Below are 18,566 nucleotides of genomic sequence, written 5' to 3'. Positions count from 1 at the left end.
TCGGGAGCTCCAGTTGGGCCAGCGAGATGGTCGTGCTACGACCGTCGACCGCGGCTTCGACCGGCCCGACGGACGGGCGTGGGCACGACAGGGGCTGTGCGGGTACCCCGGTCGTATGGGAAGACGCGCGCGGCTGGACGAGATCGACGAGGCGGACGTCCGGGTCGGTGAGCCGAAGCGGTCCGCCGCCGGTGCCGAGGCGGTCGCGGTCAGCCTCCGCCGTGCCGTCGAGCAGCTTGGCCCGGTCCGGTCGGGTCGCGCGCTGCTCAAGCTCAACCAGGTGGACGGCTTCGACTGCCAGGGCTGCGCGTGGCCGGATCCCGAGCCGGGCCACCGGCACACCGCGGAGTTCTGCGAGAACGGCGCCAAGGCCGTCGTCGACGAGGCCACCAAGAACCTCCTGGACCGCGGATTCCTCGCGCGGCATCCTGTCGCCGAGCTCGAGGAGCACACCGACTACTGGCTCAACCAGCAGGGCCGCATCACCGAGCCGTACGTCCTCCGCGACGGCGGCACGCACTACGAGCCCGTCTCGTGGGACGACGCGTTCGCGCTGATGGCCCGTCACCTGCAGGCAGTCGATCCGGATGAGGCGGTCTTCTACACGTCGGGGAAGGTGTCGAACGAGGCGGCGTACCTCTATCAGCTCTTCGCCCGCACCTACGGCACGAACAACCTGCCGGACTGCTCCAACATGTGCCACGAGTCGACCTCGGTCGCGCTCCAAGAGGTCATCGGCATCGGCAAGGGCTCGGTGAGCCTGGACGACGTCCACGAGGCCGAGCTCATCGTGATCCTCGGCCAGAACCCGGGCACCAACCATCCCCGGATGCTGAGCGCGCTGGAGAAGGCCAAGCAGAACGGCGCCCGCATCATCGCGGTCAACCCGCTGAAGGAGGCCGGGCTGATGCGGTTCCGCAACCCGCAGACGGCGCGCGGGCTGGTCGGTCCCGGAACCGGTCTGGCCGACCTCTACCTGCAGATCCGTGGGGGTGGCGACCTGGCGCTGCTGCAGTCCCTGGCCGCCCACCTCGTCGAGTGGGACGCCCTCGACCACGACTTCCTCGAGCAGCACACCACCGGGTTCGATGCGTACGCCGCGTCGCTGGCCGACCTCGACCGTTCGGCCGTCGACGCGGCCACCGGACTGTCCCGGGCCGAGGTCGAGGAGGCCGCCCGGATGCTGGCGGCGTCCTCGAGGACGGTCTTCTGCTGGGCGATGGGGATCACCCAGCACCGGCACGCGGTCGCGACCGTCAAGGAGATCGCCAACCTCGCTTTCCTGCAGGGCAACATCGGCAAGCCGGGCGCGGGCTTGTGCCCGGTCCGTGGGCACTCGAACGTCCAGGGGGACCGCACGATGGGGATCTGGGAGCGGGTCCCCCCGCACTTCCTGGACGCCCTGCGCGACGAGTTCGGCTTCGAGCCGCCGCGCGAGCACGGCTTCGACACGGTCGCGTCGATCAAGGCACTGCGCGACCGCAGGGCCAAGGTGTTCGTGGGCCTCGGCGGCAACTTCGTGTCGGCGGCGCCGGACACGTCGGTGACCGAGGACGCGATGCGGTCGGCCGACCTGACCGTGCACGTCTCGACCAAGCTGAACCGCTCCCACGTGGTGCACGGCCGGGAGGCGCTGATCCTGCCGGCGCTCGGCCGCAGCGAGCGCGACCTGACGGGCGGCCGGCTCCAGCGCGTGACGGTCGAGGACTCCATGTCAGCTGTGCACGCCTCGCACGGCCCGCTGAAGCCGGCCTCCTCCCAGCTGAGGTCGGAGGTCGACATCGTCTGCACCCTCGCCGAGGCCGTCCTGGCCGGGCACCCGAACGAGGGGCCCGTCCCCTGGGCGGACTTCCGCGCGGACTACGCCGCGATCCGCCGGTCGATCGCGCGGGTGGTGCCCGGCTGCGCGGCGTACGACGAGAAGGTCGACCGTCCCGGCGGCTTCGTGCTGCCGCACCCGCCGCGCGACGACCGGGAGTTCCCCACCGACGAGGGCAAGGCGGTCATCACGGTGAGCCCGCTCCAGGTGCTGGAGGTCCCACCCGGCCACCTGCTGCTCCAGTCGCTGCGCTCCCACGACCAGTTCAACACCACGATCTACGGGCTCAGCGACCGCTATCGCGGCATCGAGGGTGGCCGCCGCGTGGTGTTCGCCCATGCGGACGACCTGCGCGACCTGGGCTTCCCGGCCGGGGACCTGGTCGACCTGGTGAGCGTCTGGGAGGACGGGTCGGAGCGCCTGGCGCCGATGTTCCGGCTGGTCGCGTACGACGTCCCGCGCGGGTGCGCCGCGGCGTACTACCCCGAGACCAACCCGCTCGTCCCGCTCGGGCACACCGCCGAGGGCAGCAACCAGCCGGTCTCCAAGGCGATCGTCGTCCGGCTCGAGCGAGCCGAGAGCCACCGCAACGGCGTGCTCCACGCCTCCGACGCGGGCGGGGTGGCCGACGACGGGACGCGGGGTGACGAGGGCAAGCGCGCGACGCACCCGCGTCACCTGTCCTGAGCCACACTGGTGCCGTGACGAACCCCGAACGGGACCCGCAGGAGGTCGTCTGCGAGGCAGGCCACGAGACCGCTGCCGCCGATCCGCCGGTGCAGGTGATCGCGCACCGGGAGGTCCCGCTGGGCGGGCTGAGGGCGATGACCGTGCGCCGCACCCTGCCGTCGAAGGAGCGGTCGCTGGTCGGCGCGTGGTGCTTCGCGGACCACTACGGACCCGACCTCGTCGAAGCCACCGGAGGCATGTCGGTCGCCCCGCACCCGCACACCGGTCTGCAGACCGTGAGCTGGCTCTTCACCGGCGAGATCGAGCACCGCGACAGCGGCGGCCACCACGCGATGGTCCGGCCCGGCGAGCTCAACCTGATGACCGCGGGGAGAGGCATCAGCCACTCCGAGGTCTCCACCGCCGCCACGACCGAGCTGCACGGCGTGCAGCTGTGGGTGGCGCTGCCCGACGGCGCGCGGCACGACGATCCCGCCTTCGAGCACTACGCGCCGTCCGAGGTTCGCGGCCGGGGGTGGGAAGCCAGGGTGTTCCTCGGCTCGCTCCTCGGCTCCGCATCACCGGTGGCCACTGCGTCCCCGCTGCTCGGTGCCGAGCTCCTGCTCGAGCCGGGGGCGTCGGTGCGGCTCGACGTCGACCCGGCGTACGAGCACGGGCTCCTCGTGGACCGTGGCTCCGCGGTCCTCGACGGCGTCGACGTCGGGTGGGCGGCGCTGGGGTACACCGCGCCCGGGCGCGCGTCCCTCGACCTCACCGCCGGCCCGGACGGCGTCCGCGCCGTGCTGCTGGGCGGCCCGCCGTTCGGCGAGCAGATCGTGATGTGGTGGAACTTCGTCGGCCGTACCCACGAGGAGGTCGTCGCCTACCGCCAGGAGTGGCAGGACCAGCTGGTCCGCGGCGGTGAGCTCGTGAAGGACTCGCAACAGGTCGCCCCCGGCCGTTTCGGCGTCGTCGTCGGCGACCACCTGCCGCCGATCCCCGCGCCCGAGATGCCGGTCGGCGTGCGGCTCCGCTCCCGCGGCTGACGAGGCGGTCGTCGAGGAGGCACGCCAGCGTCGTCACGAGACCCGGCAAGGCGATCGGTGTCGGGTGCGGGGTCTCGTGCCCTTCGAGACGGTCGCTGCGCGACCTGCTCGACCATCGGGCCTCATGTCGGAGCCGTCTGCCACGATCACCGGCATGGCGGGCGTGGTGATCGGCGACGACGGGGTGGCGCGCTGCCCTTGGGGTGCGGGCGAGGCGATGAGGAGCTACCACGACACCGAGTGGGGGCTGCGAGTCTCGGGCGAGGCGGCCTACCTCGAGCGGCTGACCCTCGAGGCGTTCCAGTCCGGGCTGTCGTGGTCGACGATCCTCAACAAGCGAGAGGCGTTCCGCGAGGTCTTCGCGGGTTTCGACGCCGACACGGTCGCGGCCTACGACGAGGGCGACGTGCTGCGACTGATGGACGACGCCCGCATCGTGCGCAACCGCCGCAAGATCGACGCCACGATCGCCAACGCCAGGGCGACGGTGGGGCTGCGGGAGGAGGGAGGCCTGGAGGCCTTCGTGCTCGGCTTCGTCCCAGCGGAGCAGCCCGCGCCGGGTGACACCGGCGAGATGCTCACCGTCTCACCGGAGTCGGTGGCCCTGTCCAAGGCGCTCAAGAAGCGCGGTTTCGCGCACGTCGGACCGACCACGATGTATGCGCTGATGGAGGCCGTCGGACTGGTCGACGACCACCTCGTCGGGTGTCACCGCCGCGGCTGCTCCGGCGCCGCCTGAGCGGATTTCGTCCCGTCCCTGAGGTCTGTGTATCGTTCTTCGTCGGTGCCCGTCCAGGCGGGCGCACAGGCCCCTTTAGCTCAGTCGGCAGAGCGTCTCCATGGTAAGGAGAAGGTCTACGGTTCGATTCCGTAAAGGGGCTCTGGGTTGGGCCTCCGCGTACGCTCGTAGGGCGTGGCGTGGGGATCCCCGTCCCTTGGCGGGGTAGCTCAGGTGGTTAGAGCACACGGCTCATAATCGTGGTGTCGCGGGTTCGAGTCCCGCCCCCGCTACTCGACCGACGTACTTCACACGACGTACATCACCAGGCAGAAGGACACTCCCGTGGCAGGCAAGAGCAGCGAAGTTCGCCCCAAGATCACTCTGGCGTGCACAGAGTGCAAGGAGCGCAACTACATCACCAAGAAGAACCGGCGCAACGACCCCGACCGCATGGAGCTCAAGAAGTTCTGCCCGCGCTGCCGCACCCACACGCCGCACCGCGAGACCCGCTGACGCCGGTCCATCTGACGCCTTCGAGGGCGGCCACCCCATCCGGGTGGCCGCCCTCGATGCGTCACCCCGCACGGCACTAGGGTCGGAGCCATGCCGGTCGACCAGTCCCTGGTGGGGCGGAGCTTCCCGCCCACCGCCAGCCTCACCGTCTCCGAGGAGCACGTCCGCGCCTTCGCGGAGGCCACGGGCGGCACGTACGCCGCGGGCGATCCCGCCCCGGCGACGTACCCCATCGTGCTCGCCTTCGACGCGATGAACGCCTTCCTCGAGGCCGAGGCCATCGACCTGTTCCGGATCGTGCACGGCGAGCAGCGGTTCGCCTACGAGCGCCCGGTGCGCCCCGGTGACGTGCTCACCGCGTCGCTGACGGTCTCGTCGCTGCGTCAGATCGGCGGCGCCGACATCATCGGCACGACCAGCGAGGTCACCGACGCCGACGGCGCGCTGGTCTGCACGACCAACGCCACTCTCGTCCACCGGGGGGCGGAGCGGTGAGCGAGCTCGAGCCGCAGACCTACCAGGTGACCCGCGCCGACCTGGTCCGCTACGCCGAGGCCAGCGGCGACCACAACCCGATCCACCAGGACGAGGACGTCGCGAAGAGCGTCGGCCTCCCGGGCGTGATCGCCCACGGGATGTACACGATGGCCCTGGCGGCCCGCGCCGTGGCGACGTGGTTCCCCGGCGCCGAGGTCGTCAGCCTCGGCACCAAGTTCACCAACCCCGTGGTCGTGCCCGCCGACTGGCCGGTCGAGGTGGAGGTCGCGGGCGAGGCGAGCCAGGGCGACGACGGCACCACGACGGTCAAGCTCACCGTCACCTGCGCAGGCGAGAAGGTGCTCGGCATGCCCAAGGCAGTCGTGCGTGCCTGAGCTCCTCGCGAGCCACACCACCCTCCGGCTGGGCGGCCCCGCCCGCTCGTGGGTGCGCGGGCGAACCGAGGACGAGCTCGTCGCTGCCGTGCGCGAGGCCGACGAGCAACAGGACCCGGTGCTGCTGGTCGCGGGCGGGAGCAACCTCGTGGTCGCCGATGAGGGCTTCGACGGGAAGGTCGTGGAGATCGCCACCTCCGGCGTGGTCGCGGACGTCGAGGAGGACGCCGGGCCGATGTGCGGCGGCGCGCTCGTCACCGTCTCGGCGGGGGAGGACTGGGACGCCTTCGTGGAGCGAGCCGTCGCGAGCGGCTGGGTGGGGGTCGAGGCTCTCTCGGGCATCCCCGGTTCTGTGGGGGCGACCCCGATCCAGAACGTCGGCGCCTACGGTCAGGAGGTCGCCCAGACGATCGCGCGGGTGCGCGTCTGGGACCGTGTCCTCAAGGGGGTGCGCACCTTCGCCGGGGTCGACTGCGTCTTCGGCTACCGCACCAGCCGCTTCAAGAAGGACCCCGGTCGGCACGTCGTCCTCGACGTGACCTTCCAGCTGCGGCCCGGCTCGCTGGGGGAGCCGGTCGCGTACGCCGAGCTGGCCCGCACCCTCGGCGTCGAGCCGGGGACCCGGGCCCCGCTCGCGGAGGTGCGTGAGGCCGTGCTCGGGCTGCGGCGGGGCAAGGGCATGGTCCTGGACGCGGCGGACCACGACACCTGGAGCGCCGGCTCGTTCTTCACCAACCCGGTGCTGCCTGCCGACCAGCCGCTCCCCGACGGCGCGCCCCGGTGGGAGCAGCCGGGTGCGCAGGGGCGCGTCAAGACGAGTGCCGCCTGGCTGATCGAGCACAGCGGCTTCCACAAGGGCTACGGCAACGACCGGGTCAGCCTGTCGACCAAGCACACGCTCGCGCTGACCAACCGGGGCTCCGCGACGACCTCAGACCTGCTGGATCTGGCGCGCGAGGTGCGCGACGGGGTCGAGGCGCGCACGGGCGTACGCCTCGTGAACGAGCCGGTCCTGGTCGGTGTCGAGCTCTAGGTGAGCCGTGCCGGCGACGCGGCCTCGCGGGTGACCACGGTGACCGTGGTGCCGACCGGGTCGGTGAAGACGAGCCTGTCCTCGCCAGCGGTGTACGTCGCGCCGAGCGCGCCGAGCCGGCCGCGGATCGTCGCCAGCTGCACCGCGTCGACGACGACGGTCCGCTCGAGCGAGTAGAGGTCGTCGTCCTCGAGCAGCAGCAGATCGAGGGCGGTCCACGCCACCGAGCGGGCGCGGCGGGCCGCGTCGGCGCAGGGCCCGCCGGCCTCGTGCGCGTCGTGCGTCTCGTCCCACTGCATCGCAGCACTCCACGATCAACCGAGTCGGTCGCGCCCGAGCCGCGTTCTGGTGTCAGCACGGTACGCCGCAACCGGCGTCATCACCAGCGTTCCCAGGATGCGGGTCGCCGGCCTTCCCTCACGGCTGCTCCGCCGCCGGGTGCTCGTCGAAACCGGCAGGTACGCCGGGTCGCCAGTCGAGCACGTCGAGGACCGGAGCCTGCGGGAGCCTGCCGAGCAGGACGAGCCCGTGCTCGTCGACGCAGACCCGGTCCTCGGTGAGCGTGCCTGGTGTGGGTTCTTCCTCGGACAGCGCGGGGCGGACGCCTTCCAGGTTGTGGAAGTTCCGGCCGCCCAGTCCGACGAGGCAGTCCAGCTCGCCGACGGGAGAGTCCAGGACGGCGTACGCCGTGTCGTCGGTGACCCTGAGCGTCGACGTGCGCTGAGCACGGACCGCCTCGGCGAAGTACGTCGCCATCGGCGTGAGGATGTCGTCCTGCTGCTCCTGGCCGCCGAGCTGCTCCTCGACGCAGCCGTCGTCGCCGACGCAGAGGACGAACGACCCGAGCGACCTCGGGTCGAGATGCAGGTGCGCCCCCTCGAGGAGGGTGGCCCGCACATGTCCGGGCCCGACGGCGACCTCGGCGCCGTCCGGCAGGGTCGCGGTCCACTCGGAGGCGTTCAGGGCATCGATCCGGGCGCTCAGCTCCGTCACGTCGGCCTGAGTGGCCATCCGCGTGTCGTGGTACGCCGGCTCCCAGCCCTCCCACGACACGTTCTCCGGGATGTCCTGCGGCTCGCTGGGCTCGTCGCTGGGCTCGTCGCTGGGTTCGTCGCTGGGTTCGTCGCTGGGCTCGTCGCTGGGCTCGTCGTTGGGCTCCTCGCTGGCTTCCGGCTCTACGGCCGGTGACGGCTCGAGAACGCCCTCGACACCGGCGGTCCAGGTCTCGTACCGAGGCGCCAGGTTGCCGCCCGGAGGGCTGAAGAGCAGCCCGCGCTCGTCGGCACACACCGCCGGGGTGAACCCGTCCGAGGCGGGGTCGAGCACCAGGTCTTCGCCCTCGATGTCCTCCGGTGTGGTTCCCTCGGGCCCCACGAGGAAGCAGTCGAGCGCGCCGATGGGCGAGTCGACGGTGGCCAGGAAGGCCTTGCCGTAGTCACGGACCTGGTCGACGAGCTGGTCGACCGTGACCTGGGCCGAGAGCGCGTAGAGGACAGCCGAGAACTCCTCCGGGATCGAGCCGCCCTCGGCGCCGGGGTTCTCGACGGCCAGGGACGTCTCGACGCAGGTCTCGGTGCACACCGTCAGCGGCGACTCCCTGTCGGTGATGCTCCGCGGGTCCATGTAGACGTCGCTGCTCACCATCTCCGCCCGCACCAGCTCGGGCGTGTACACGAGCGTGATCGGCCGGGGTCCGAGCTCGGCCGTCCACGAGGTCTCGTTGAGCGCCCTGACCCGATCGGCGAGCTCCTCGAGAGCGGGGTCGGCAGCGGGCCGGACGTCGCGATAGGTCGCCGTCCAGTCCTCCCAGCTGACGTCCTCGAACGCCGGCTCGACAGCCGCCGATGAGGGCACGGGGTCCTCGGACACCTCCGGTCCGGTCTTGGTCCCGCAGGCCGTCAAGGCCATGAACGTCAAGGCCATGAGCAGGGCGACGCCGCCGACCCGTCCCCCGAGTGCACGCATGGGCGGATCGTGTCAGGAGCACGTTGCCCAGGCAGGGAATCGGGTCAATTCGTGACAGGTTCGAGGCCGTCTCGCGACGCCAGCCAGGCGTCGATCTCGGCCAGCCACACGGCCGCTTGGTCGGCGGGTGCCCGGGACGCGCGGAACGACATCCGGGCGAGCTCGGCCAGCGTCGCGTCGCCGAGCTCGTGCGCGGCGCGCATCGTGGCGTACTGCGAGGCGAGCTGCGACCCGAACAGCAACGGGTCGTCGGCGCCCAGGGCGACCGTCGCGCCGGCCGACAGCAGCTGGGGCAGAGGGACCGAGGTGAGGTCGGAGTAGACCCCCAGCGCGACGTTGGACACCGGGCACACCTCGAGGGCGACGCCGGCCTGGACGATCCGGTCGAGGAGCTCGGGGTCCTCCGCCGCGCGGACGCCGTGGCCAAGCCGGTCTGCATGGAGATGGTCCAGGCAGGTCCGGACGTGCTCGGGCCCGCGCAGCTCACCGCCGTGCGGCGCGAGGAGCAGGCCCGCGCGCTCGGCGATCGCGAACGCCGCCGCGAAGTCCTCGGTGCGCCCGCGCCGCTCGTCGTTGGAGAGGCCGAAGCCGACCACGCCGCGGTCGGCGTACTGGACGGCGAGGCGGGCCAGCGTCCTCGCGTCGAGCGGGTGGCGGGTCCGGTTGGCCGCGATCACCACCGCGATCTGGAGACCGGTGCGCTCGGTGGCGTCGCGCACGCAGTCGAGCACCAGGTCGGTGAACTCGGTGATGCCGCCGAAGCGGGCGGCGTACCCGCTCGGGTCGACCTGGATCTCCAGCCAGCGGCCGCCGTCGCGGACGTCGTCCTCGGCGGTCTCGCGGACCAGGCGGCGCACGTCGTCGGGGGTGCGCAGCACCGACCGCGCCACGTCGTACAGGCGCTGGAAACGAAACCAGCCCTTCTCGTCGGCTGCCGACAGCTGCGGCGGCCACTCGTCGACCAGTGAGTCGGGCAGCGCGATCCCGTCCCGCTCGGCGAGCTCGAGGAGGGTCCCGTGCCGCATGGACCCGGTGAAGTGCAGGTGGAGGTGAGCCTTGGGCAAGGTCGCGAGCGACCTCGGCCCAAGGGTCACCTCCACCTCTCGCGCTTCGCGCTCGTAGGGTTGCGGAGGAACGCTCACCCAAACAGCTTCTGCAGCCGCGAGATCCCCTCGACCAGGTCGTCGTCGCCGAGCGCGTAGGACAGCCGCAGGTAGCCGGGAGACCCGAAGGCCTCTCCGGGGACCACCGCGACCTCGGCCTCGTCGAGGATGTACTCCGAGAGCTCGGCGGAGGTCTCGATGGTGCGGCCGCCGTACTCCTTGCCCAGGAGACCCTTGACCGACGGGTAGGCGTAGAACGCGCCATGCGGCATCGGGCAGACGACGCCCTCGATCTCGTTGAGCATCGACACGATCGTCTTGCGGCGTCGGTCGAACGCGGTCTTCATCTCCTCGACCGCCGACAGGTCACCGGTCACCGCTGCGAGCGCGGCGCGCTGCGACACGTTGGACACGTTGGACGTGGCGTGCGACTGCAGGTTGGTGGCCGCCTTGACCAGGTCGGCCGGACCGATCATCCAGCCCACCCGCCAGCCCGTCATCGCGTAGGTCTTGGCGACGCCGTTGACGACGACGCAGTTGTCGACGAGGTAGGGACAGAGCACCGGCATCGATCCGGTCTCCACCCCGTCGTACACCAGGTGCTCGTAGATCTCGTCGGTCAGCACCCACAGGTCGTGGTCCTCGACCCACCGGCCGATCGCACGGATCTCGTCGGCGGTGTAGACCGCACCCGTCGGGTTGGACGGCGAGACGAACAGCAGGACCTTGGTGCGCTCCGTGCGCGCGGCCTCCAGCTGCTCGACGGTGACCTTGTAGTCCTGGGTCTCGTCGGCGAGCACCTCCACGGTGCTGCCGCCGGCCAGGGCGATCGCCTCGGGATAGGTCGTCCAGTACGGCGCCGGGACGATCACCTCGTCGCCCGGGTCGAGCATCGCGGCGAACGCGGCGTAGATCGCCTGCTTGCCGCCGTTGGTCACCAGCACCTGGTTCGGCTCGACCTGCAGGCCGGAGTCGCGGGCGGTCTTCTCGGCGATGGCCTTCTTGAGCTCGGGCAGGCCACCGGCCGGGGTGTAGCGGTGGTTCTTGGGGTCGCGGCAGGCCTCGACCGCGGCCTCGACGACGTAGTCGGGCGTCGGGAAGTCGGGCTCGCCGGCGCCGAAGCCGATCACCGGGCGACCCTCGGCCTTGAGCGCCTTGGCCTTCGCGTCGACCTTGAGCGTCGCGGACTCGGCGATGGCGCCGATGCGCTGGGAGACACGACGGGCGCGAGGAGAGGACGACATGGGAGCCATCGTAGGACCGGCGTCCCGGACCGGATTTCCCGGCTGAGGGGCGAGCGCCTAGACTCCACCTTTGGTGGTTCTTCCACAGGCTGCCGCGCGCCCTCCACCCGGTGCGTGGCCCCGCGGGAGGCCCCGGAGGGCACTAGCTCAACTGGCAGAGCATCGGTCTCCAAAACCGAAGGTTGGGGGTTCAAGTCCCTCGTGCCCTGCACGACCGGCCGCGTGACGAGCGGGGTCGGACTCGAGGAGAGAAAGGTGGCGAGACCGTGTCGGAGAGCAGCACGGTGCGACGCGACGGGTCCAAGGACCGGGAGCCCAAGCGCACCAGTCCGGCGACGTTCTACCGCCAGGTGATCGCCGAGCTCCGCAAGGTCGTCTGGCCGACGCAGGAGCAGCTGGTCACCTACTTCTTCGTGGTCATGGTGTTCGTGCTCGTGATGATGGCGATCGTCTCGGTGCTCGACCTCGCGTTCGGCCGCCTCGTCTTCGCCATCTTCACCGGCGGGGACAGCTAGCCGCACCGCGCCCTCGGGCCATCCACCGGCCACCCAGACCGCGGCCCACCCAGACCGCAGAGCTACGGAGCAGACCAGAGTGACTGAGCAGCACCTGAACACCGACCACGAGGACCACGCGTCCGACGAGCCCACCGAGGCGATCCTCGAGGAGGAGTCGGACGAGCCCACCGACGAGCCCACCGACGAGCCCACCGACGAGCCCACCGACGAGGCGATCGAGCCCGTCGAGGACGAGAGCGACCAGGTCGAGAGTGACGAGGTCGAGCCGGTCGAGGCCGACGAGACCGACGAGACCGACGAGACCGACGAGACCACGGTCGCCTTCGAGGCCCCCGAGTCCAGCGACGAGGCCGATGACGAGGCTGACGACGGGGCCGTCGACCCGCTGGAGGCGTTCCGCGCCGAGCTGCGCGACCAGTTCGGCGACTGGTTCGTGGTGCACACCTACTCCGGCATGGAGAACAGGGTGAAGGCCAACCTCGAGAACCGGATCCACTCCCTCAACATGGAGGACTACATCCACGAGATCCGGGTCCCCACCGAGGAGGTCGCGGAGATCAAGAACGGCCAGCGCAAGATGGTCAAGCGGACCGTCCTGCCCGGCTACGTCCTCGTCCGCATGGACCTCACCGACGAGTCGTGGTCCGCCGTGCGCCACACGCCGTCGGTCACCGGTTTCGTCGGGCACAGCCACCAGCCGGTGCCGCTGAGCCTCGACGAGGTCGAGAAGATGCTGGCCCCCGCGGTCGTCGCGGCCGCCGAGGCCGCCGCCGTCGCCGCCGGTGGCGGCACCTCCCAGTCGGGCACCGCGGCCAAGAAGCCGGTGGAGGTCGCCGACTTCGACGTCTCCGACTCCGTCATGGTTGTGGACGGTCCCTTCGCCACGCTGCACGCCACGATCACCGAGATCAACGCCGAGTCGCAGCGCGTCAAGGCCCTCGTCGAGATCTTCGGCCGCGAGACCCCGGTCGAGCTGTCGTTCTCGCAGATCCAGCGCGTCTGAGGATTGGCGGCGTGCCGGTGGCGCGCCGCACAATGGTTCACGCAACACCAGTGGCAGGGGTAGCCCCCGTCATGACCACATAGAAGAAAGAGAAGAAGCATGCCTCCCAAGAAGAAGATCGCCGCGCTGGTCAAGGTCCAGCTCCAAGCGGGCGCCGCGACTCCCGCGCCGCCGGTCGGTACCGCTCTCGGTCCCCACGGCGTCAACATCATGGACTTCTGCAAGGCCTACAACGCCCAGACCGAGTCCATGCGCGGCAACGTGATCCCCGTCGAGATCACGATCTACGAGGACCGCTCGTTCACCTTCATCACCAAGACCCCGCCGGCCGCGGAGCTCATCAAGAAGGCCGCCGGGCTGTCGAAGGGGTCGGGCGTCCCGCACAAGGAGAAGGTCGGCAAGCTGACCAAGGACCAGGTGCGCGAGATCGCGACGACGAAGCTCCCCGACCTCAACGCCAACGACATCGAGGCCGCGATGAAGATCGTCGAGGGCACCGCCCGCTCGATGGGCGTCCGCACCGACTGATCCCGCGTCGACGACCCGGGCCGCACGCCCGGCGTCACCGCCAACATCCCGTGGCAGGACCGCGCTGGTCCGCAGACCACACTCTTGAGAAGCGAGAACACCATGCAGCGCAGCAAGACCTACCGAGCAGCCGAAGAGGCGTTCGACAAGAACGAGCTCTACGCCCCGCTCGCGGCGATCAAGATCGCCAAGTCCACCAGCAAGAAGAAGTTCGACGAGACCCTCGACGTGGTCATGCGCCTGGGTGTCGACCCGCGCAAGGCCGACCAGATGGTCCGCGGCACGGTCAACCTGCCCCACGGCACCGGCAAGACCTCCCGCGTCCTCGTCTTCGCGAACGCCGAGAAGGCCGACGCCGCGCGTGAGGCCGGCGCCGACATCGTCGGTGGCGACGAGCTGATCGACAAGGTCAACGGTGGCTGGCTCGAGTTCGACGCCGTCGTCGCGACCCCCGACATGATGGGCAAGGTCGGCCGGCTCGGACGCGTGCTCGGCCCCCGCGGCCTGATGCCGAACCCCAAGACCGGCACCGTGACACCTGACGTGGCCAAGGCCGTGACCGACATCAAGGGCGGCAAGATCGAGTTCCGCGTCGACCGCCACGCCAACCTGCACTTCATCATCGGCAAGGCGTCCTTCGACGAGGCCCAGCTGGCGGAGAACTACGCCGCTGCCCTCGAGGAGGTGCTGCGGCTCAAGCCGGCGAGCTCCAAGGGTCGCTACGTCAAGAAGATCACCGTCTCCACGACGATGGGCCCCGGCATCCAGGTCGACCCCAACCGGATCAAGAACGTCACGGCGGAGGACGAGGCCTGAGGCCACGCCCTTCCTGCCCGATCACAGCGGCGCCCGGCCTTGCCGGGCGCCGCTGTTGATGAACCAACGGGTGCCCCGGTCGGTTGACCTGCATCCCTTGATGAACCATCCACCCTGGACAATGAAGCATGCGGTGCGTGGTGCTCGACGACTACCAGGACGTGGCGTTGGCGTACGCCGACTGGGGCTCGCTGCGAGGCGTGACCGTCGAGACGATCGGCCGTCATCTGGCCACTGACGACGACGTCGTCGCCGCGCTCGCCGGAGCCGAGGTCGTGGTGGCGATGCGGGAGCGCACGCCGTTCACCGCGGCCCGGCTGGCGCGGCTGCCCGACCTGCGCCTGCTCGTCACCACCGGGATGCGCAACGCGTCCATCGATCTCCAGGCGTGTGCCGAGCACGGGATCACCGTGTGCGGCACCGGCAGCTCGTTCCGGCCGCCGGCGGAGCACACGTGGGCGCTGATCCTCGGGCTGGCCCGGCACTTGGTCACCGAGGCCACCGAGCTGCGCGCGGGCGGCCCCTGGCAGAGCACTGTCGGGACCGACCTCCGCGGCGCGACGCTCGGGCTGGTCGGCCTCGGCAGGATCGGCACGGCCGTCGCCGAGGTCGGGACGGCGTTCGGCATGGACGTCGTCGCGTGGAGCCCGCACCTGACCGTGGAGCGTGCCTCCGCCGGAGGTACACGGCTGGTCGGCAAGCAGGAGCTCTTCTCAGAGGCGGACTTCGTGTCCCTCCACCTGGTGCTGTCGGAGACCACCCGCGCGATCGTCGGCGCCGCTGAGCTCGCGGCGATGAAGCCGGCGGCGTACCTCGTCAACACCTCCCGCGCCGGGCTCGTCGACACGTCGGCGCTGCGGCGGGCCCTCGACACGCGCGCGATCGCGGGCGCGGGGCTCGACGTCTTCGACGAGGAGCCGCTCCCGGCCGGCCACCCGTTGCGCTCGCACCCGCGCGTGCTCGCGACGCCGCACACCGGCTACGTCACGCACGGCAACTACACGACGTTCTTCACCGAGGCGGTCGAGGACGTCGAGGCGTGGCTCGCCGGTGCACCTGTGCGGGTGCTGGCCGGCTGAGGAGACCGGTCAGGAGTCTCAGTCGACGTAGACGCGCTCGTCCACGAGGCGCTCGGCGACGGCAGCGCCCTCGCTCTCGAAGCGCCCCTGGTCGAAGCGCTTGCGGAACTCCAGCTCGGCGCCGTCATGACCGGAGCGGTTCTTCTCGACGGTGAGCACCGAGTAGTTGCGGAAGCGCTCGTGGCTGTTGCCGTCGAACATCAGGTGGTGGCGGGCGACGATGTCGGACTTGGTGTTGATGACGAGCACCAGGTCGGGCTCGTAGGCCAGGGCGGTCGAGCCGCGCAGGTGCCGGGCGCGGAGCCGGGTGCCCGGCTGCAGTCCCTCGTGGTCGGCGGCAGCGATGGCGAGCACCGGGCAGTCGAACTCGATGGCGAGGTCCTTGAGCTGCTCCGCGATGCGGGTGGTCTGCTCGTCCTCCGAGACGTCCTTCGGGTCGTGCACCTTCTGGAGGTAGTCGACGACGACGAGAGGAGGCTCTTTGTGCGTTCGCACGGAGTCTTCGATCTGCTCGATCATCGAGGCGATGCCGGTGTGGCTGGTGGTGGACCGGTGGGTGATCAGCCGCTCGGCGTACCGGTGCACCTGCAGCAGCGCGTTGACGCCTCCGGGAAGGGCCTCGAGCCGGTCGAGCAGCCCACCGTGGCCACCGTCGGTGCCTTCGAAGACCGAGCGGATGGCGTTCAGGTTGGGCGCCTCGTGCGGGTCGATCTCGCCGGCCTCGAGCGCCACCAGCTTCTGCAGCAGCGACTCGGCCTCCAGCTCGTAGGAGAAGAAGATGGCGGTGCGGCCCGCGACCACGGCGTTGCGGGCGATCTGCAGCGCGAAGGTCGTCTTGCCCTGGCCCTGCGGCCCCGCCAGCAGGGCCAGCATGCCGGCGCGGAGGCCGCCGCCGATGGTGTCGTCGAGCAGCTTGAAGCCCGTGGGCCAGAGGCGCGTGTCGTTGCCCTCCGAGCGCAGGCGGCTGTCAGTGCGCTCGAGCACCTCCATGAGCGGGGTCGACTTGCGGTCCACGTGCAGATTCAAACACCGATTTGCCACATGCGGGCACAGATTGCGAAGACCCGGCGGCGGTGGCTACTCGGTGAAGACGCGCTCGTCCACCAGCTTCTCGGTGACGACCTTGCCGTTGGTCTCGAAGCGTCCTTGCTCGAAGCGCTTGCGGAACTCGAACTCTCCGCCGTCGAACCCGGAGCGGTTCTTCTCGATGGTGAGGACCGCGTAGTTGCGGAACCGCGCCGCGGCCTCGCCGTCGTACACCAGGTGGTGCTTGGCGACGATGTCGGTCTTGGTGTTGAGGATCATGACGAGGTCCGGCTCGTAGGCGAGGGCGGTGGAGCCGCGCATGTGCCGCGCACGCATCCGCGAACCGGGCTCGAGGCCCTCGCGGTCCGCGGCGGCGACTGCCAGCACCGGGCACGCGAACTCGATCGAGAGGTCCTTGAGGCGCTCGGTGATGCGGGTGATCTTCTCGTTGTCGTCGGCGCCCTCGGGCTCGCAGACCTTCTGGAGGTAGTCGACCACCACGAGAGGGGACTCGCCGGTGCGGGAGATGAGCTCCTTGATCGCGTCGGCGATGACGTCGAGGGTCGTGTGCATCGACGTGGACCGGTAGGCGACGAAGCGCTCGGCGTACGAGTGCACCTGCAGGAGGGCCTGGACACCGTTCGGCAGCGCCTGCATGCGGTCGACGAGTCCGCCCTCGGTGCCGTCCGTGGCCTCGAAGACACTGCGGATCTGCTGGATCGAGGGGCACTCCATAGGGTCCATCTCCGCGGCCTCGAGACCCACGAGCTTCATGAGGAGGTTCTCGGCCTCGAGCTCGTAGGAGAAGTAGATGGCGGGCCGGCCGCTGACGACGGCGTTGCGGGCGACCTGGAGCGCGAAGGTGGACTTGCCGAGCCCCTGGGGCCCGGCGATCAGGCTCAGAGAGCCTGCGCGCAGGCCGCCGCCGATGGCGTCGTCGAGCACGCCGAATCCGGTCGGCCAGAAGGTGGCGTCGGGGGAGTCGGAGCGGAGACGTTGGTCGGTCCGCTCGAGGACCTCCATGAGGGGGGTGAACTTCGGGTCCATGATGGGATTGAAACGTGGCTGCGCGGGGTCCATGACGCGAATGGTCCAAAAATGACTCGATCGGATGGTGCCGCAGGGACGATCGGCATCCGCACCGCTACTCGATTTGGACGGTCGAGTGAATCCCCGTATCTTGAACGCTGTACCAGAGACCGCCGGTCGTCATGGCTCTTGTGAAGTCTGCAGGGTGTCGTGACCGAAGGCCCGCCGAGAGGCGGACGGCCCGCGCAGGTGTCAGAGCAAGACTTGCAGGAGGACTCGCGCGAGCGGGTCGGCACTGCGGTTCCACGCCCTGGGCTCCTGTGCCCGGGGCGTTCGTCGTTCTCCAGGGTCACCTCCGTCGGTCTCCTCGACCAATGTGAAGGAGACCCATGGCGCGGGCTGAGAAGACCACCGCCGTCGCGGAGATCGTTGACTCGTTCAACGCGTCCGCCGGTGCCGTGCTCACCGAGTACCGCGGCCTCACCGTGAAGCAGCTGCAGGACCTGCGGCGCTCCCTCGGTGAGAACGCCAACTACGCCGTGGTCAAGAACACGCTCGCCAAGCTCGCGGCCAACGAGGCCGGGATCTCTGGTGTCGACGACCTGCTCACCGGCCCGACCGCCATCGCCTTCATCAATGGCGACGTGGTCGAGGCGGCGAAGGGTCTGCGTGACTTTGCCAAGGCCAACCCGACCCTGGTCATCAAGGGCGGGTTCCTGGACGGCGCCGTCCTCGACGCGAAGGAGGTCGCCAAGCTGGCCGACCTCGAGTCGCGCGAGGTGCTCCTGGGCAAGCTGGCGGGCGCGATGCTCGCCTCGCTCTCCCAGGCCGTCTACCTGCTCAACGCGCCGCTGGCCCAGGCCGCCCGTCTCGCGGGCGCCCTCCAGGCCAAGGCCGAGCAGGACCCCACGATCCTCGCAGGTGGTGCCGGTGTGCCCGCCGCTGCCGAGGAGCCCCCGGCCGTCGAGGCCGCTGCCGCTGACGAGGCTCCCGCCGAGGAGGCGTCCGAGGACGCCGCCCCCGCCGCGGAGACCACCGACGAGGCTGCTGCCGACGAGACGACCGAGAGCACCGACGCCTGATCCGTCCACTCGGACCGGGCAGACCACCACCTGTAGAACAAATCGGCACCGCGGCGTACCGCGTGGCCACAGACGGAAGGAAACGCCACCATGGCGAAGCTCAGCACTGACGAGCTCCTCGACGCGTTCAAGGAGATGACGCTGATCGAGCTCAGCGAGTTCGTGAAGCAGTTCGAGGAGACCTTCGGCGTCACCGCGGCCGCTCCGGTCGCCGTTGCCGCCGCTGCCCCCGCCGCTGGCGGCGGCGACGCTGCCGAGGCTGCCGCCGAGCAGGACGAGTTCGAGGTCGTCCTCGAGGCCGCTGGCGACAAGAAGATCAACGTCATCAAGGAGGTGCGCGCGCTCACGTCCCTCGGTCTGAAGGAGGCCAAGGACCTGGTCGAGGCCGCCCCCAAGACGGTGCTCGAGAACGCGCCCAAGGAGGCTGCGGAGAAGGCCAAGGAGGCCCTCGAGGCCGCCGGCGCCACCGTCACCCTGAAGTGATCGAGCAGCCGGGCGCG

At 70.4% G+C, this 18,566-nt stretch carries 20 protein-coding genes and 3 tRNA genes; 17 read left to right on the top strand and 6 right to left on the bottom strand.

Annotation, left to right across the window (positions count from 1 at the left end; genetic code table 11):
• The first annotated feature begins 115 nt into the window (after nt 1-115).
• The 9 genes from ABD295_RS17130 (at nt 116) to ABD295_RS17090 (ending at nt 6,673) form a co-directional block, all read left to right on the top strand.
• Entirely contained in the window at nt 116-2,506 is a 2,391-nt protein-coding gene (locus ABD295_RS17130) for an FdhF/YdeP family oxidoreductase (protein WP_344305020.1), read from the top strand.
• A gap of 14 nt (nt 2,507-2,520) precedes the next feature.
• A complete protein-coding gene (locus tag ABD295_RS17125; protein WP_344305019.1) occupies nt 2,521-3,534 on the top strand; it encodes a pirin family protein in 1,014 nt (337 codons plus the stop codon).
• A gap of 124 nt (nt 3,535-3,658) precedes the next feature.
• The gene (locus tag ABD295_RS17120; protein ID WP_344305018.1) at nt 3,659-4,273 is read left to right on the top strand and encodes a DNA-3-methyladenine glycosylase I; all 615 of its coding nucleotides are present in this window, start codon (nt 3,659-3,661) and stop codon (nt 4,271-4,273) included.
• A 69-nt stretch (nt 4,274-4,342) separates the two neighbouring features.
• Nucleotides 4,343-4,415 (top strand) — tRNA-Thr (locus ABD295_RS17115).
• A gap of 56 nt (nt 4,416-4,471) precedes the next feature.
• Nucleotides 4,472-4,545: transfer RNA gene (locus ABD295_RS17110), tRNA-Met, on the top strand.
• Between the two features lie 52 nt (nt 4,546-4,597).
• Nucleotides 4,598-4,768, top strand: coding sequence for a 50S ribosomal protein L33 (gene rpmG / locus ABD295_RS17105; RefSeq protein WP_344305017.1), 171 nt, complete (start codon nt 4,598-4,600; stop codon nt 4,766-4,768).
• Between the two features lie 90 nt (nt 4,769-4,858).
• Complete coding sequence (locus ABD295_RS17100; protein ID WP_344305016.1) at nt 4,859-5,263, top strand: FAS1-like dehydratase domain-containing protein; 405 nt, start codon at nt 4,859-4,861, stop codon at nt 5,261-5,263.
• On the top strand, nt 5,260-5,640 hold the full coding sequence (locus ABD295_RS17095) for a MaoC/PaaZ C-terminal domain-containing protein (protein ID WP_344305014.1): 381 nt from the start codon (nt 5,260-5,262) through the stop codon (nt 5,638-5,640). Before ABD295_RS17100 ends, ABD295_RS17095 begins: the two co-directional genes overlap by 4 nt.
• On the top strand, nt 5,633-6,673 hold the full coding sequence (locus ABD295_RS17090; RefSeq protein WP_344305013.1) for a UDP-N-acetylmuramate dehydrogenase: 1,041 nt from the start codon (nt 5,633-5,635) through the stop codon (nt 6,671-6,673). The genes ABD295_RS17095 and ABD295_RS17090 overlap by 8 nt, the downstream gene beginning before the upstream one ends.
• Here the strand turns inward: ABD295_RS17090 and ABD295_RS17085 are convergent.
• From ABD295_RS17085 to ABD295_RS17070, 4 genes are all read right to left on the bottom strand, one after another.
• Nucleotides 6,670-6,972 carry a hypothetical protein gene (locus ABD295_RS17085; protein WP_344305012.1) on the bottom strand — a complete coding sequence of 101 codons (303 nt, stop codon included), beginning with the start codon at nt 6,970-6,972 and terminating at the stop codon, nt 6,670-6,672. The two genes, ABD295_RS17090 and ABD295_RS17085, sit on opposite strands and share 4 nt — an antisense overlap.
• 118 nt (nt 6,973-7,090) lie before the next feature.
• Nucleotides 7,091-8,638, bottom strand: a complete 1,548-nt coding sequence (locus ABD295_RS17080; protein WP_344305011.1) for a hypothetical protein — start codon at nt 8,636-8,638, stop codon at nt 7,091-7,093.
• 44 nt (nt 8,639-8,682) lie between these two features.
• Nucleotides 8,683-9,738 carry an adenosine deaminase gene (locus ABD295_RS17075; protein WP_344305010.1) on the bottom strand — a complete coding sequence of 352 codons (1,056 nt, stop codon included), beginning with the start codon at nt 9,736-9,738 and terminating at the stop codon, nt 8,683-8,685.
• Nucleotides 9,739-9,776: 38 nt separating this feature from the next.
• A complete protein-coding gene (locus tag ABD295_RS17070) occupies nt 9,777-10,985 on the bottom strand; it encodes a pyridoxal phosphate-dependent aminotransferase (RefSeq protein ID WP_344305009.1) in 1,209 nt (402 codons plus the stop codon).
• 136 nt (nt 10,986-11,121) lie between these two features.
• Here ABD295_RS17070 and ABD295_RS17065 point away from each other — a divergent pair.
• The 6 genes from ABD295_RS17065 (at nt 11,122) to ABD295_RS17040 (ending at nt 14,929) form a co-directional block, all read left to right on the top strand.
• Nucleotides 11,122-11,194: transfer RNA gene (locus ABD295_RS17065), tRNA-Trp, on the top strand.
• A 75-nt stretch (nt 11,195-11,269) separates the two neighbouring features.
• Complete coding sequence (gene secE, locus ABD295_RS17060; protein WP_344305464.1) at nt 11,270-11,500, top strand: preprotein translocase subunit SecE; 231 nt, start codon at nt 11,270-11,272, stop codon at nt 11,498-11,500.
• A 79-nt stretch (nt 11,501-11,579) separates the two neighbouring features.
• Nucleotides 11,580-12,506 carry a transcription termination/antitermination protein NusG gene (nusG, locus tag ABD295_RS17055; RefSeq protein WP_344305008.1) on the top strand — a complete coding sequence of 309 codons (927 nt, stop codon included), beginning with the start codon at nt 11,580-11,582 and terminating at the stop codon, nt 12,504-12,506.
• Nucleotides 12,507-12,605: 99 nt separating this feature from the next.
• On the top strand, nt 12,606-13,034 hold the full coding sequence (gene rplK, locus ABD295_RS17050; protein ID WP_344305007.1) for a 50S ribosomal protein L11: 429 nt from the start codon (nt 12,606-12,608) through the stop codon (nt 13,032-13,034).
• A 102-nt stretch (nt 13,035-13,136) separates the two neighbouring features.
• Nucleotides 13,137-13,850 (top strand): 50S ribosomal protein L1, encoded by a 714-nt coding sequence (gene rplA, locus ABD295_RS17045; RefSeq protein WP_344305006.1) that lies wholly within the window; start codon nt 13,137-13,139, stop codon nt 13,848-13,850.
• A gap of 128 nt (nt 13,851-13,978) precedes the next feature.
• Nucleotides 13,979-14,929, top strand: coding sequence for a D-2-hydroxyacid dehydrogenase family protein (locus tag ABD295_RS17040; RefSeq protein ID WP_344305005.1), 951 nt, complete (start codon nt 13,979-13,981; stop codon nt 14,927-14,929).
• 18 nt (nt 14,930-14,947) lie between these two features.
• Here the strand turns inward: ABD295_RS17040 and ABD295_RS17035 are convergent, their stop codons facing one another.
• Both ABD295_RS17035 and ABD295_RS17030 read right to left on the bottom strand, forming a co-directional pair.
• Nucleotides 14,948-15,943 carry a DnaB-like helicase C-terminal domain-containing protein gene (locus ABD295_RS17035; protein ID WP_344305004.1) on the bottom strand — a complete coding sequence of 332 codons (996 nt, stop codon included), beginning with the start codon at nt 15,941-15,943 and terminating at the stop codon, nt 14,948-14,950.
• Nucleotides 15,944-16,006: 63 nt separating this feature from the next.
• Nucleotides 16,007-17,002 (bottom strand): DnaB-like helicase C-terminal domain-containing protein, encoded by a 996-nt coding sequence (locus ABD295_RS17030; RefSeq protein WP_344305003.1) that lies wholly within the window; start codon nt 17,000-17,002, stop codon nt 16,007-16,009.
• A 371-nt stretch (nt 17,003-17,373) separates the two neighbouring features.
• Between ABD295_RS17030 and rplJ the strand changes: the two genes are divergently transcribed.
• Together rplJ and rplL are read left to right on the top strand one after the other, a co-directional pair.
• Nucleotides 17,374-18,066 (top strand): 50S ribosomal protein L10, encoded by a 693-nt coding sequence (gene rplJ, locus ABD295_RS17025; protein ID WP_344305002.1) that lies wholly within the window; start codon nt 17,374-17,376, stop codon nt 18,064-18,066.
• Nucleotides 18,067-18,156: 90 nt separating this feature from the next.
• Nucleotides 18,157-18,549, top strand: a complete 393-nt coding sequence (gene rplL, locus ABD295_RS17020; RefSeq protein WP_344305001.1) for a 50S ribosomal protein L7/L12 — start codon at nt 18,157-18,159, stop codon at nt 18,547-18,549.
• The last annotated feature ends 17 nt before the right edge of the window (nt 18,550-18,566 follow it).

Source organism: Nocardioides bigeumensis (genome assembly GCF_039531755.1).
Taxonomy (GTDB): domain Bacteria; phylum Actinomycetota; class Actinomycetes; order Propionibacteriales; family Nocardioidaceae; genus Nocardioides; species Nocardioides bigeumensis.
This window is presented reverse-complemented; position numbering and strand designations above follow the sequence as displayed.

Excerpts from the sequence above, each read along its gene's own strand:
- ABD295_RS17130 (WP_344305020.1), top strand. The coding sequence starts at position 116 with ATGGGAAGACGCGCGCGGCTGGACGAGATCGACGAGGCGGACGTCCGG.
- ABD295_RS17120 (WP_344305018.1), top strand. The coding sequence starts at position 3,659 with ATGTCGGAGCCGTCTGCCACGATCACCGGCATGGCGGGCGTGGTGATC.
- ABD295_RS17100 (WP_344305016.1), top strand. The coding sequence starts at position 4,859 with ATGCCGGTCGACCAGTCCCTGGTGGGGCGGAGCTTCCCGCCCACCGCC.
- ABD295_RS17085 (WP_344305012.1), bottom strand. The coding sequence starts at position 6,972 with ATGCAGTGGGACGAGACGCACGACGCGCACGAGGCCGGCGGGCCCTGC.
- ABD295_RS17080 (WP_344305011.1), bottom strand. The coding sequence starts at position 8,638 with ATGCGTGCACTCGGGGGACGGGTCGGCGGCGTCGCCCTGCTCATGGCC.
- ABD295_RS17070 (WP_344305009.1), bottom strand. The coding sequence starts at position 10,985 with ATGTCGTCCTCTCCTCGCGCCCGTCGTGTCTCCCAGCGCATCGGCGCC.
- rplK (WP_344305007.1), top strand. The coding sequence starts at position 12,606 with ATGCCTCCCAAGAAGAAGATCGCCGCGCTGGTCAAGGTCCAGCTCCAA.
- rplA (WP_344305006.1), top strand. The coding sequence starts at position 13,137 with ATGCAGCGCAGCAAGACCTACCGAGCAGCCGAAGAGGCGTTCGACAAG.
- ABD295_RS17040 (WP_344305005.1), top strand. The coding sequence starts at position 13,979 with ATGCGGTGCGTGGTGCTCGACGACTACCAGGACGTGGCGTTGGCGTAC.
- ABD295_RS17030 (WP_344305003.1), bottom strand. The coding sequence starts at position 17,002 with ATGGACCCGAAGTTCACCCCCCTCATGGAGGTCCTCGAGCGGACCGAC.
- rplJ (WP_344305002.1), top strand. The coding sequence starts at position 17,374 with ATGGCGCGGGCTGAGAAGACCACCGCCGTCGCGGAGATCGTTGACTCG.
- rplL (WP_344305001.1), top strand. The coding sequence starts at position 18,157 with ATGGCGAAGCTCAGCACTGACGAGCTCCTCGACGCGTTCAAGGAGATG.